This is a genomic window from Marinomonas alcarazii, from assembly GCF_003208215.1.
GTDB lineage: Bacteria > Pseudomonadota > Gammaproteobacteria > Pseudomonadales > Marinomonadaceae > Marinomonas > Marinomonas alcarazii.
The window spans coordinates 104,074-118,256 of sequence record NZ_QKLW01000008.1 but is presented as its reverse complement, the minus strand read 5'-3'; the positions used below and the strand labels follow the sequence as shown (position 1 = coordinate 118,256).

Genomic DNA, 14,183 nt, shown 5'->3' with positions numbered 1-14,183 from the left:
TATTGTTGAAGGACGATTATGGCAAAGCCAGACTTTCAGTTTGATTTAGAGGATGCGCTTAATCAGCCGCCAAAAGCCACGCTGAGGGATCCTTTTGGCTCGAAAGACGCATCGGTTTATTTTGCGTCTGAAGAAGGCAATCAGCAATTGGCTTTGCTAGAACATTTAAGTCGTTACAGCAATTTATTGTCTGTTGTGCAAGGACCACAAGGTAGCGGTAAAAGCCGTTTCCTTATGGAATTCGCGCGTCACCAAGACGAAACAACCATAGTTAGCCATGTTAAAGCCACAATGTTAATGACGGCAGGCCAGTTGCTACAGGCTATATACGCTGGATTCTCTGGTCATTTTACTCAGCCACCAAATGAAACCACGTTTGGGCCTTTGCTTAAGTTCTCTCATGATTTAGAGGAAAAAGGCCAAGCCGCATTGGTGTTGATTGATAATGCGCAAGAGTTAAATACAGATGCTGTCAGCATGCTATTAGATATGATGTCTTTAGCGACAGACAATCAAACTGTGCCACATGTGGTGCTGTTCAGTGAGTATTCACTTGCTAGGAATCTAGACTCTTATCAAAGCGCCCGTTATGAGCAATTAAGTCATTCTTTTACGCTCGCACCTTATTCACTTGAACAAACAAAAGCGTATTTATTACATCGTATTCGCGCGGTGAGCGGTGGTATTAACCTGCCTTTTAATGACAAGCAGGTGAAACAAATCCACCAAGAATCGGGCGGCTACCCTGGACGAATAAACCAGGCTGCACAGGCATTAATGGGGAATGGTAATAAGCCAGCGAAATCCGGCATGCGTTTCAATCTTGCTATGGGATTTCCGCTAGCGCACATGGCGCTTTTGTCTGTGGTGATGTTGGGTATTCTGGTTGCCGTGTTATTTTCTGATAAGCCAGATAAATCAACCGCGACAGCAGACAGAGCCAGTAATGTTATTCCTTTGAGTCCAAGACAAGGCCAGTCATCGGCGGAAACCATTGCTAGAATTGATGCGATGCAGCGTAAAATTGGTCAAGAAGGGGATGTCGTTCTGCCACCCATTCCTACTGACTCATCGTTGCCTGCTATTAGTACTTCGCGGTCATTGCCCGCCACAACGCCCGCAATGACAAATTCTACCATCTCTACGGCACCGATTCGCTCAGAAGCGCCAGAATTGGCAGCTGCGCCAATCGTCGAGGAAGCGCCAGAAGAGGTTGCAACGAGAACCGAACAAGCTAACCTGAAAGTAACGAAAGACCCTTTTGATAAGACGGAATGGTGGCTTTCTCAGAATCCTAATCGATACACGCTGCAGCTCTTAGGAACGCATAATAAAGGTACAGTACAGGACTTTATTCGCGACCAAGGTGGCGTTGATGCATTTGGCTACTTTAAATCGAAACATAACGGCAAAGACTGGTTTGTCGTGGTTTATGGTATGTATCGTAATCGCAGTGAAGCCATCGCCGGTGCCGAAACGCTTCCAAAAGATATCCGCGATTTGAATCCTTGGGCTAGAAGTGCTCGAGGTATTCAGGACGATATTCGAAAAGCCCAGTGATTTGACTGTGGAATGAAGTAGAAAACGCCGCATAAATGGTTTTTTGTGACGCTTTTGTATAGCCATTACCTAAATTTAGTAAAAATCACTGTAATTCTCTGAAAAACATGAATGAACAGTGGAATTTTCTGTTTGCAAAAACTCCCGCCATAGATAATTCTCTAAGTCGCCGCTATTTGCCGGTAAAACCCCTCCAAAAACCGTCTAAATAACATAAAACAGGGCTACGTCAGTTTGAGTAGTGCTCTTCGTCAGGGTAGTATGATCATCCATTTCGGTGGTGTTTTGGGTAGATGATAGTCATTCTCGAAGCGAGATCATTCGCGTTTTCGCTTTTTAGCCCAGCCACCTGATAATCGAATTTATATCTAATCTTTATTTTTTTACGTTTCAACTGTGGGAGTTGGTGTATGAATGCAGGCCTTTATCGTCCTGGCGAGTTCAAAGACAACTGTGGCTTTGGCTTAATTGCGCATATGGAAGGCAATACCAGCCATGAGCTACTTAAGACAGCTATTGAGTCTTTGACATGTATGACACACCGTGGCGGTATCGCTGCAGATGGTAAAACAGGTGACGGCTGTGGTCTTCTGATCCAAAAGCCGGATCTATTTTTACGTGGTGAAGCGCATGCTTTATTTAATCACACCTTGTCCGACCTTTACGGTATCGGCATGGTGTTTCTTGATCAAGATGAAACACTAGCAAGCGAACAGCGTAATGTACTAACGCAAAAGCTAACAGATGAAGGTTTGAATGTCGTGGGTTGGCGTGAAGTGCCAATCGATGCGTCTTGCCTTGGTATGATTGCGATGGATTGCTTGCCTCGTATTGAGCAAGTGTTCGTTGATAGTAATCGTATGGACGCACGCACTTTTGCAACACGTTTGTTTGTGGCGCGTCGTCAAACTGAAATCGCGTTGGCGCAATACGAGAATTTCTACATCTGTTCTTTGTCAGATAAAGTTCTGGCGTATAAAGGTTTGATGATGCCAGTGGATTTGCCTTTCTTTTATAAAGATTTAGGCAACGAAAAAATGCAAACTGCGATTTGTGTTTTCCACCAACGTTTCTCTACTAATACCTTACCAAAATGGCCATTGGCTCAACCGTTCCGCATGTTGGCGCATAACGGCGAGATCAACACTATTGAAGGTAACCGTAACTGGGCATTGGCTCGTACTAGCAAATTGCGTACACCTTTGATCCCTGAGCTACAAGACCTGCAGCCGTTAGTGAACTTAACGGGTTCCGACTCTTCTTCTATGGATAACATGTTGGAAGTTTTGGTAACGGGTGGTGTTGATATCTTCCGTGCTGCACGTTTGATTATTCCACCAGCGTGGCAAAACGTTGAAAACATGGATCCAGAGTTACGTGCTTTTTATCAGTACAACTCCATGCACATGGATCCTTGGGATGGCCCAGCTGGCTTGGTAATGACCGACGGCCGTCATGCTATTTGTATGCTTGACCGTAACGGCTTGCGTCCTGCGCGTTGGGTAATCACTAAGAACGGCTTTATTACGCTGGCTTCTGAAGTGGGTACTTATGGCTACAAGCCTGAAGATGTTGTATCGAAAGGTCGTGTTGGCCCTGGCCAAATGCTAGTAATTGATACGCAAAACGGCAAAGTACTTCATACGGATGACATCGATAATCGCCTTAAATCCATGCACCCATACAAAAAATGGTTGAAGCAGGAAGCGATTCGTATTGAATCATTGTTGGAAGAATCGTCTCTTGAATTCGAACCTTTCACTAAAGAAGAAATGCTGACCTATCAGAAAATGTTCCAAGTCTCTTTTGAAGAGCGCGAGCAAATTTTCCGACCATTGGCAGAAAGTGGCCATGAGGCAGTGGGCTCTATGGGTGATGACACGCCTATGGCGGTTATGTCTAGCCAAACTCGCCCAGTGACAGATTACTTCCGCCAGAAGTTTGCACAGGTAACCAACCCACCAATAGATCCGCTACGCGAATCGGTTGTGATGTCGTTGGAGACGTGCATTGGTGTAGAGCGTAACTTATTTGAAGAAACGCCAAAGCACGCAAACCGTATTATTTTGTCGTCACCAGTATTGTCACCGCGTAAATACAGCCGTTTATTGGCGTTAGATGATCACCGTTTCCGTTTGGTGCGTTTGAGCACGAACTACAACCCAGAAGACGTTTCCCTTGAGCAAGCGATTAAAGACTTGCAAGTAAAAGCGGAAGAAGTCGTGCGTAATGGCGCGGTAATTGTTGTCTTGACTGACCGTGATATCGCCAAAGGCCATTTGCCAATTCCTTCGCCTATGGCGGTGGGCGCTGTGCATCATCATTTGTCTAAGCAAGGTTTGCGTTGCGATTCAAACATCATTGCAGACACTGGCTTTGCGCGTGATCCACATCAGTTTGCTGTGTTGCTAGGCTTTGGTGCAACAGCGGTTTACCCATACCTTTCTTATCGTTTGATTAACGATATGGTTGATAAAGGCGAAGTCTTGGGTGATCCAATCGCTTGCCACGTGAAATACCGTAAAGGTATTAACAAAGGCTTGATGAAAATCATCTCTAAGATGGGGATTTCAACAATCGCGTCTTACCGTGGCGCGCAGTTATTTGAAGCGGTTGGTTTGGATACTAAGGTGGTTGATCTTTGCTTCAAAGGCGTACCAAGTCGTATCAAAGGCGCACGTTTTGAAGATTTCCAAAAGGATCAAGAATCTATCGCGAATAATGCTTGGAAATTACGCAAACCGATTCAACAGGGCGGTTACTTAAAATACGTCCATGAAGCGGAATATCATGCGTTTAACCCAGACGTTGTGCGCAATTTGCAAACCGCTGTGGGCAGTGGTCGTTTTGAAGACTTCACCAAATACACAGAGCTAGTAAACAACCGTCCAGCGTCTATGTTGCGCGACTTGTTTAGCTTGTCAGATAAGGCGAAACCGATTGCCTTGGATGAAGTAGAATCCATTGAAGAGATTCTGCCTCGTTTCGACTCTGCTGGTATGTCCTTGGGTGCCTTGTCACCAGAAGCACACGAAGCCCTAGCGCAAGCGATGAACGAATTAGGTTGTCGTTCTAACTCAGGTGAGGGTGGTGAAGATCCAGCTCGTCACGGTACAGAGCGCCGCTCTAAGATCAAACAAATTGCATCAGGTCGTTTTGGTGTAACGCCTGAGTACTTGGTGAATGCTGAAGTATTGCAGATCAAAGTTGCTCAAGGTGCGAAACCAGGTGAAGGTGGTCAGTTGCCAGGCGGTAAAGTAAACGGCTTGATCGCTCGTCTACGTTACGCAGTTCCAGGTGTTACCTTGATTTCACCACCTCCGCATCATGATATTTATTCTATCGAGGATTTGGCTCAGCTCATTTTCGATTTGAAACAAGTAAACCCAGATGCTTTGGTATCGGTGAAACTGGTTTCTGAACCGGGAGTTGGTACGATTGCGGCGGGTGTTGCAAAAGCTTACGCGGATTTGATTACCATCTCGGGTTACGACGGTGGTACTGCGGCATCGCCAATTACTTCTATTCGTCATGCTGGTTCTCCTTGGGAGTTAGGTTTGGCGGAAGCACAACAAGCCCTTCGTTCTAACGATCTACGTGGCAAAATTCGTCTACAAACAGATGGTGGTTTGAAAACGGGTCTGGATGTGGTGAAAGCGGCGATTCTAGGCGCTGAAAGCTTTGGTTTTGGTACCACACCAATGGTGGCTATGGGTTGTAAGTTCTTACGTATTTGTCACTTGAACAACTGTGCGACTGGGGTTGCGACTCAGGATCAAATGCTGCGTGATGAGCACTTCATTGGCACAGTGGAAATGATCAAAAACTTCTTCCGCTTTATGGCAGAAGATACGCGTCAATGGTTGGCTAAACTCGGCGTAGCTCGTCTGCAGGACTTGATCGGTCGTACGGATCTATTGGCTATTTTGCCTGGTGAAACGGACAAACAGCGTAGCTTAGATCTATCACCAATTTTGAAAAATGATCTGATTCCAGCCGATAAAGCACAATACTGTGAGTCACCATTCAACCCGCCACACGACAAAGGCTTATTGGCTTTGAAAATGTGGGACACAGTTAAAGATGCGGTTGAAGAAAAAGAAGGCGGTGAATTTGCCTTTGAAGTGACGAACTGTGACCGTTCTATTGGTGCGCGTTTGTCTGGTGAAATTGCTAAGCGTTACGGTAACCAAGGCATGATTGATGCACCACTAACACTTAAATTGACAGGCACAGCGGGTCAATCCTTTGGTGTGTGGAACGCTGGTGGTTTGCATATGTACCTAGAAGGTGATGCTAACGACTACGTTGGTAAAGGTATGACTGGCGGTAAGTTGGTTATTCGTTCACCAAAAGGCTCGATGTTCAAGTCACAAGACTCAGCCATTATCGGTAACACCTGTTTGTATGGTGCGACGGGCGGTAAATTGTTTGCCGCAGGTACGGCTGGTGAGCGTTTTGCAGTTCGTAACTCTGGTACGCACACTGTTATCGAAGGCGCAGGTGACCACTGCTGTGAATACATGACAGGCGGTATGGTGACTGTGCTTGGTAATACAGGTTACAACTTTGGTGCGGGTATGACTGGCGGTTTCGCTTACGTACTCGATTTAGACCGTACCTTCGTGGATAAGTACAACCACGAATTGGTGGAAATTCACCGCATCGGTACGGAATTAACGGAAGAGTATCGTTCACACCTTCGCTCTGTGATCGAAGAATACGTCCGAGAAACTGACAGCGAATGGGGCCAAGAGATCTTAGAAAACTTCTACGACTACATTGGCAAGTTCTGGCTAGTGAAACCAAAAGCAGCAAGCTTAGGCGCGCTATTGGCTAACACTCGTCAACGTCCGGAATAAAACACGCTGTTATGGGGCTTGGTTTGATTGAATTTAGATCAAGCCCTGTGAACGAATCAGTCTGACCCATTTGAGAGAAGCGCCGCTTGTTTACAGGCGGCCGAGGAGATAGCAGCTTATGTCTGAGCGCTTGAATAACGCATTTCAATTCGTCGAAGTGGATCGAAAGGATCCTAAGAAAAAGCCTTTAATTACACGTAAAGGGCAGTTCGTCGAAATTTATAAACCATTTGAAGAAGCCGGTGCGAAAGATCAAGCACACCGCTGTCTAGAATGTGGCAACCCTTATTGTGAGTGGAAATGCCCAGTACATAACTACATTCCAAACTGGCTTAAGCTAGTGAGCGAAGGTAGCATTTTGGAAGCGGCTGAGTTGAGCCACCAAACCAACTCTTTACCAGAAGTGTGTGGCCGTGTTTGCCCACAAGATCGTCTTTGTGAAGGTGCTTGTACCCTTGGTGAGGGTGGTTTCGGTGCGGTAACCATTGGTTCTGTTGAGAAATACATTACAGACACAGCGTTTGCTTTAGGCTGGCGCCCAGATATGTCTAACGTCGTACCGGTAAACAAAACCGTTGCTATCGTTGGTGCAGGCCCTGCTGGTCTAGCTTGTGCAGACATCCTAGTGCGCAATGGCATTAAGCCTGTGGTATTTGATAAATACCCAGAAATCGGCGGTTTGCTAACCTTTGGTATTCCAGAATTCAAACTGGAAAAAAGCGTCATGACACGTCGTCGTGAAATTTTTGAAGAAATGGGCGTTGAGTTTGTACTTGGTACTTCGGTTGGTGACGATGTGCCATTTGAACACGTATTGGAAGAGTACGATGCCGTGTTTTTAGGCATGGGTACTTACAAATACATGAAAGGCGGCTTCCCTGGTGAAGACCTTCCAGGCGTTCACGATGCCTTGGATTACCTGATTTCTAACGTCAACCATTGCCTAGACTTCGAAGAAGACGAAGCTGACTACGTGAACTTAAAAGGCAAACAAGTGGTTGTCTTGGGCGGTGGTGATACTGCGATGGACTGTAACCGTACCGCAATTCGCCAAGGTGCGAAAAGCGTGACGTGTGCATACCGTCGTGACCAAGAAAACATGCCAGGCTCTCGTAAAGAAGTGCAGAATGCCAAAGAAGAGGGCGTACAGTTCCTTTTCAACCGCCAACCAGTGGAAATCATTGGTGATGGCAAAGTAGAAGGCATCAAGGTGGTCGAAACGCAAATGGGCGAGCCAGACGAAAACGGTCGCCGTACAGCGGAGATTGTTGAAGGCAGTGAGCAAATCATTCCTGCTGATACGGTATTGATCGCCTTTGGTTTCCAGGCAAGCCCTGCGCCTTGGTTTGAAAAATTCGGTATCGAAACAGACGCTCGCGGTCGTGTTATCGCGCCGAAGAAAGGCAAATTCATGTTCCAGACAACCAACGAGAAGATCTTCGCTGGTGGCGACATGGTGCGTGGTTCAGATCTTGTGGTAACGGCCATTGATGAAGGTCGTAAGGCGGCGGAAGGGATTATGGATTTCCTAGACGTGTAAACGCGACCTTGTCGAGTTTTGAGTCAAAGCGCCAATCAGAGCAATCTGATTGGCGCTTTTGTTTTGGTGATTTGGAATGGAAAACGATCTAAATCCCAGTCCGTGCCGTATGTACTACATCAACTCATAACAACAGGCTAATTATGTTTTCCTTTCTTAAATCTGACCCGATTAAAAAACTCGACAAAGAATATGGCGAGTTACTAGAAAAAGCCATGCAAGCCCAACGCAGTGGCGACATCCGACTTTATTCAGAACTGACAGAGAAAGCTGAGTCTTTGAAAGCCAAGATAGACGAAGCTAAGTCTGCATAGGTCGAGTGATAAAAAACGCGGAACCAGAATGGTGCCGCGTTTTTAGTTTGATTAGATGGCCTTATTAAACCATTAAGACGGTGTGGCGTTGTCCATAGGGCGAATCAGCGCCAAGCTTTCTTCTGCGAAACCTGTACCCGCTTCGGTGTAGAAGTTGAAGACGTTGTCTATGCCGCTGTTGATGAGGATTTCTCTTTCATCTTGGTAACGGGCAATCGCGGCGATTTGTCCTGTGTAATTGGCTTTACGCAGTTGTATGGCGACATTGGTGGTGTCTTCTGCGGCAGGCAGAGCCAGCAAGACCAAATCAATTCGGGAGGTGTCTAAACGCTCCCATAAGTCAGCGTCTTCACCGTCACCGTAGAAGACGTTTTCTTGGTCGGCTTGCATTTGGTTTATACGATTGCGATCGGCATCCATACCGGCAACAGTATCGCCCACAAACCCTTTCAACGACTCGAATGCACCGCGTCCAACTCGACCTAAACCTACCACCAGAATGTCGCTATTAACCGGCTGTACGAAGCGGTCTTCAGGTAAACAGTCTGTGCTTTCAAAACGACGAATGAAATCTTTGTTTTTGCGGTACATACGGTGAACGTTACGGTAAAGCACGCTGGTGATGACGAAAGAGAAAGACACGGCTAGAGCCAAAACAACCAGCCATTCTTTTTCTAACCAGCCGTTTGCCACACTTAGAGCAACAACAATAAGCCCAAATTCGCTGTAGTTAGACAGAATCATCGACGACAGGAAGGACGTTCGTCCGCGTAGCTTCATCTTGGTTAGCAACAAGAAGAAGAGTGCGAATTTGGCCAAAATAACTAAGGTAATGATCAGGCTTATGCCGACCATGCTTAGTGTAGGTAATGCCGTAAAGCCAATGGATAAGAAAAAACCGATCAAAAATAAGTCTTTAAAATTCATCAGTGATTTGTTCATTTCTGCGGCTTTTGGGTGTGACGCTAATAAGATGCCGAAGATCAGCGCCCCTAAATCGCCTTTCACGCCAACCAAATAAAACAGTTCATAGCCACCTAGGGCAAGAAAGAGTCCTGTTAGAGGTAGCATCTCCCCGTGACCCGCCTTATCGACAATCTTATTGATGACTGGGCGGACGAGTAACAGTCCAAACAGAGCCAATGCCCAGATGGATGGTATTTTGCCTGTGGCTGCGACAAGGAAAATAACCGCCACTATGTCCTGCATAACCAAAATGCCAAGGGATAATTGTCCGTGACGAGTTTTTAGCTCGCTACTTTCTTCCAGCAGTTTCATCACACAAACGGTGCTGGAAAAACTAAGAGCAAAACCAAGCAAGGCAGCGGTTTTAAAATCTAATAGACCGAAATACGGTAAGCTCAATGTGCCAAGTAGTAAGGCAATACCGGCAAATATTATGGTGCTTATGCCCATATGACTTAGTGTCGATGCCCAGACTTCGCGCTTTAGGAGGTCCTTAACATGCAGCTTCAAGCCGATGCTAAACAACATGAGTGTAATGCCTATATTGGCAAGAGAATCCAGAGTATTACTTGGCTCTAACCCTGCGTAATTAAGGAGAAATCCTGCCAACAAAAAACCAATTAGTGGTGGTAAGTTGATTAACTTGACGGCCAGTCCACAGGCAAATGCGAATAAGATCCAAATGAATTCCATAGATTCCTTCTGATATTCAGAGTGGTAAAGGGAGGTTTTATCATACGGAATTTGACCAAGCCGCGCAGCACGTAATATAGAAAAATACCCGTTCCCGCCGAATTAATTGACATATCAAAAATGATATAAAGACAAACATTTATTCTATTTGATTGGTATGTTCATTTTGCCTACTCTGAATGATAGGTTTTTCAAGACCTGATTGGCTCGAAAAAATAATCATAAAAAATATACGGTCACTGAAGCGTGTTCCTTATGGTGCTTGCCTTGACTGTAACAGGAGAAGCTAATGAACTATCTAAAAAATGCCATTGCTGGTTTAGTACTGGGTGCCACTGCATTGAGTTCCGCTAGTGTCTTGGCTGCTGAGGGTTATGTTGGTATTGCGATGCCAACCAAGTCGTCCGCGCGTTGGATCACTGATGGTGATTCCATGGTGAAACTCTTCGAAGATGCGGGTTACAAAGTTGATCTGCAATACGCAGAAGATGAGATCCCGAACCAACTTTCTCAAATTGAAAATATGATCGTAAAAGGCGTTGATGTTCTTGTCATTGCTGCGATCGATGGTACGACTTTATCTAACGCATTGGAAAATGCTGATGCGGCTGGCATTAAGGTTATTTCTTACGACCGCCTGATCAAAAACAGTCCTTATGTTAGTTACTACGCGACATTCGATAACTTCAAAGTAGGCGTGTTGCAAGCCAAGTCTTTGGTGAGCGGCATGGAAAAACGTGGTAAGGGTCCTTACAACGTTGAATTGTTCGGTGGCTCTCCTGATGATAACAATGCTTATTTCTTCTACAACGGTGCTATGTCAGTGCTTCAGCCAATGATTGACTCCGGTAAAGTGAATATTGTGTCAGGCCAAATGGGCATGGACACAGTAGGTACATTGCGCTGGGACGGTGCGACTGCTCAAGCGCGTATGGATAATTTGCTATCAGCTCATTACACAACCAAACGTGTAGATGGCGTATTGTCACCCTATGACGGTATTTCTATTGGTATTTTGTCCTCTCTTAAAGGCGTAGGTTACGGTTCTGGCAATCTAAAAATGCCGATTGTGACAGGTCAAGACGCGGAAGTGCCTTCAGTCAAATCCATCATCGCAGGCGAGCAATACTCCACTGTTTTCAAAGACACTCGTGAATTAGCCAATGTGACTGTTGGTATGGTGCAAGCAGTATTGAATGATGCTAAGCCTCAAATTAATGATACCAAAACCTATGATAATGGTATCAAGGTCGTTCCTAGCTATTTGCTTGAGCCTGTAACAGTAGACAAATCCAACTGGCAAGATGTGCTATTGGGCAGTGGCTACTATACGAAGTCTCAGATCGAATAAGCGCACGATTACTGTGCTTATCAATACTCTATAAGAACTTTTTATTTGTCCTAACTCAACAATAATAAAGCAGCAAGTGCGCTATTGACCGTGAATCAATACGGTAATGGCGCACCTGCTAATGGGATGTTTTATGGAAAATATTATTTTGGAAATGCGCAGCATTACCAAGACATTTCCTGGAGTAAAAGCCCTCGACTCGGTGAACCTGAAAGTTCGTGATGGCGAGATTCACGCTTTAGTGGGTGAAAATGGCGCAGGTAAATCAACTCTCATGAAAGTGTTGAGTGGGGTTTATCCACACGGAAGTTATGAAGGTGATATCCTTTTTAATGATGAAACCGTCGCGTTTTCCGGCATACCGGACAGTGAAGAAAAAGGCATCATCATTATTCACCAAGAGCTAGCACTAGTGCCGCTCTTATCCATCGCTGAAAATCTTTTTTTAGGTAATGAGAATGTCGAGGCTGGCGTTATAGACTGGCCAAAAACCTATTCTCGTACACTCGGTTTATTAGAAAAAGTCGGACTAAAAGAATCGCCTTCCACTTTGGTTGGTCAGTTAGGTGTGGGCAAACAACAGCTTGTTGAGATTGCCAAAGCCCTTGCCAAAGATGTGAAATTATTGATTTTGGATGAGCCAACAGCAGCGCTGCAAGAGAACGACAGTGCCAAGTTGCTTGACCTATTGCTGGAATTTAAAGCTCAGGGTATTTCCTCCATCCTGATTACCCACAAATTAAACGAAATCAGCCGTGTAGCAGACAGCATCACAGTAATCCGTGATGGTGCCTCAGTCTCCACGCTAGATTGTCGTGCGCAAAGCATCAGTGAAGAAGACATTATTCGCGATATGGTTGGCCGTGATATGGCACACCGTTACCCAGTAAGAAAGAACCCGACCAAAGAAGGTCACTTAGGCAAAACCTTAATGGAAGTTAGCAACTGGAATGTTTGGCATCCTGAAGCCGTCGATCGTCAAATAATCCATGACATCGCTTTCAATGTGCACGCTGGAGAAATTGTTGGTATTGCGGGGTTGATGGGGTCAGGTCGCACAGAATTAGCGATGAGCCTATTCGGACAAAGTTACGGCAAAAATATCCAAGGTGAAGTGCGTTTACGTGGCGAAATCGCCGATTTGTCCACGGTACCTAAAGCGATAAAAAGTGGTTTGGCGTATGTAACGGAAGACCGTAAAGAACTGGGTTTGATTCTTGAAGAAACCATTCAAACCAATACCACGTTAGCCAACTTAGATCGAGTGTCGTCGAGCGGTGTGATTGATGAAAACATCGAGCGCCAAGTGTCGGAAGACTATCGCAAAGCACTCAATATTCGTACCCCAAGCGTATTCCAGAAAGTGATGAACTTATCTGGCGGCAATCAACAAAAAGTGGTGTTGAGTAAATGGCTGTACTCACAGCCTGACGTACTGATTCTAGATGAGCCAACTCGCGGTATTGACGTGGGGGCCAAGTTTGAGATTTACAGCATCATCAATGAACTTGCCGATGATGGCAAAGGTGTGGTGATGATTTCTTCAGAGATGCCGGAGTTGCTGGGCATGTGTGATCGTATTTACGTGATGAACGAAGGCCGCTTTGTTGGTGAGTTAGACAAAGCGAATGCGAGCCAAGAAAAAATCATGTCAATGATAGTGAAAGCGTAACGGAGTAATAATAATGACAACAAAAGAAACCTCTACAGTGGTCCAATCGGCACCTTCTGTTACCAGCTACTTGAAGTCGCATATGCGTGATTACGGTATGTTGATCGCACTGGTTGTGATCATGGGAATGTTTCAGTTTTTGACTGATGGCACTCTGATGCGTCCGGTTAACTTAACCAATTTATTCTTACAAAACAGCTACATAATCATCATGGCCATTGGCATGTTGCTGGTTATCGTTGCGGGTCATATCGATTTATCGGTTGGCTCGGTAGCGGGTTTCATTGGCGCATTGGCGGCCGTGATGTCTGTTAACTATGATTTGCCAACCATTCTTGTTGTGCCTGTGTGTTTGGTAGTTGGCTTGATCATTGGTGGCCTTCAAGGCTATTGGATTGCCTATTGGAAAATTCCGGCCTTCATCGTGACCCTGGCGGGCATGTTGGTGTTCCGTGGTTTGACGTTGGCGTTACTTGAAGGCCAGTCTGTTGGGCCATTTCCGAAAAGCTTTCAGCTATTAAGTACGGGATTTATCCCTGATGTTTTTGGTGTGGGGCGTCCTAATGTCACCGCGCTGGTTTTAGGCGTGTTAGCTGCGAGTGCCATTGTGTTTTTGGCAGCACGTAGCCGATCTAGAGCATTGAAATACGGTATTCAAGATGAGCCTTTCTCTTTCTTTATCGTAAAAAATGCTTTGGTTGCCATCGCTATTATTTATTTGTCTTACCTATTAAGTACTTACCGTGGTTTGCCAAACGTTCTAATGACAATGGCTGTATTGATCGCGGTTTATACCTTCTTAACCAACAGCACCACAATTGGCCGTCGTATCTATGCTTTGGGTGGCAATGTCAAAGCCGCCAAGCTTTCGGGTATTAATACAGAGCGTTTAACGTTTTTGACGTTTGCCAACATGGGCATGTTAGCCGCACTGGCTGGTTTGATTTTTGCGGCTCGTTTGAATACAGCGACACCAAAAGCCGGTTTCGCCATGGAGCTAGATGTTATCGCCGCTGTCTTTATCGGTGGTGCTTCCATGACGGGTGGTGTGGGTAAAGTCATCGGTGCGGTGATTGGTGCCTTTATCATGGGCGTAATGAATAACGGGATGTCGATATTGGGTATAGGGATTGATTGGCAGCAGGTGATTAAGGGCTTGGTATTGCTCGCTGCGGTTATCTTCGACGTCTACAACAAACAAAAAGCGCGCTAAGAACGCGGGTTA

General features: G+C 45.6%; 8 protein-coding genes. 7 read left to right on the top strand and 1 reads right to left on the bottom strand.

The window, feature by feature from the left end:
* Positions 1-18: 18 nt before the first annotated feature.
* The 4 genes from DFP75_RS14880 (at position 19) to DFP75_RS14865 (ending at position 8,276) form a co-directional block, all read left to right on the top strand.
* Positions 19-1,560 carry an SPOR domain-containing protein gene (locus tag DFP75_RS14880; RefSeq protein WP_110576848.1) on the top strand — a complete coding sequence of 514 codons (1,542 nt, stop codon included), beginning with the start codon at positions 19-21 and terminating at the stop codon, positions 1,558-1,560.
* Positions 1,561-1,970: 410 nt separating this feature from the next.
* Complete coding sequence (gene gltB / locus DFP75_RS14875; protein ID WP_110576847.1) at positions 1,971-6,422, top strand: glutamate synthase large subunit; 4,452 nt, start codon at positions 1,971-1,973, stop codon at positions 6,420-6,422.
* 118 nt (positions 6,423-6,540) lie between these two features.
* The gene (locus DFP75_RS14870) at positions 6,541-7,962 is read left to right on the top strand and encodes an FAD-dependent oxidoreductase (protein WP_110576846.1); all 1,422 of its coding nucleotides are present in this window, start codon (positions 6,541-6,543) and stop codon (positions 7,960-7,962) included.
* Positions 7,963-8,105: 143 nt separating this feature from the next.
* Positions 8,106-8,276: a DUF6435 family protein gene (locus tag DFP75_RS14865; RefSeq protein ID WP_110576845.1), complete on the top strand. Its 171-nt coding sequence runs from the start codon at positions 8,106-8,108 to the stop codon at positions 8,274-8,276.
* Positions 8,277-8,348: 72 nt separating this feature from the next.
* Here the strand turns inward: DFP75_RS14865 and DFP75_RS14860 are convergent, their stop codons facing one another.
* Complete coding sequence (locus tag DFP75_RS14860; RefSeq protein WP_110576844.1) at positions 8,349-9,935, bottom strand: cation:proton antiporter family protein; 1,587 nt, start codon at positions 9,933-9,935, stop codon at positions 8,349-8,351.
* A 289-nt stretch (positions 9,936-10,224) separates the two neighbouring features.
* Here DFP75_RS14860 and chvE point away from each other — a divergent pair, with 289 nt between their 5' ends.
* The 3 genes from chvE to mmsB all read left to right on the top strand — a co-directional run bounded on the left by chvE (position 10,225) and on the right by mmsB (position 14,171).
* On the top strand, positions 10,225-11,286 hold the full coding sequence (gene chvE / locus DFP75_RS14855; RefSeq protein WP_110576843.1) for a multiple monosaccharide ABC transporter substrate-binding protein: 1,062 nt from the start codon (positions 10,225-10,227) through the stop codon (positions 11,284-11,286).
* Positions 11,287-11,419: 133 nt separating this feature from the next.
* The gene (gene mmsA / locus DFP75_RS14850; RefSeq protein ID WP_110576842.1) at positions 11,420-12,958 is read left to right on the top strand and encodes a multiple monosaccharide ABC transporter ATP-binding protein; all 1,539 of its coding nucleotides are present in this window, start codon (positions 11,420-11,422) and stop codon (positions 12,956-12,958) included.
* Positions 12,959-12,971: 13 nt separating this feature from the next.
* Positions 12,972-14,171 (top strand): multiple monosaccharide ABC transporter permease, encoded by a 1,200-nt coding sequence (gene mmsB / locus DFP75_RS14845; RefSeq protein ID WP_110576841.1) that lies wholly within the window; start codon positions 12,972-12,974, stop codon positions 14,169-14,171.
* Positions 14,172-14,183 lie beyond the last annotated feature (12 nt).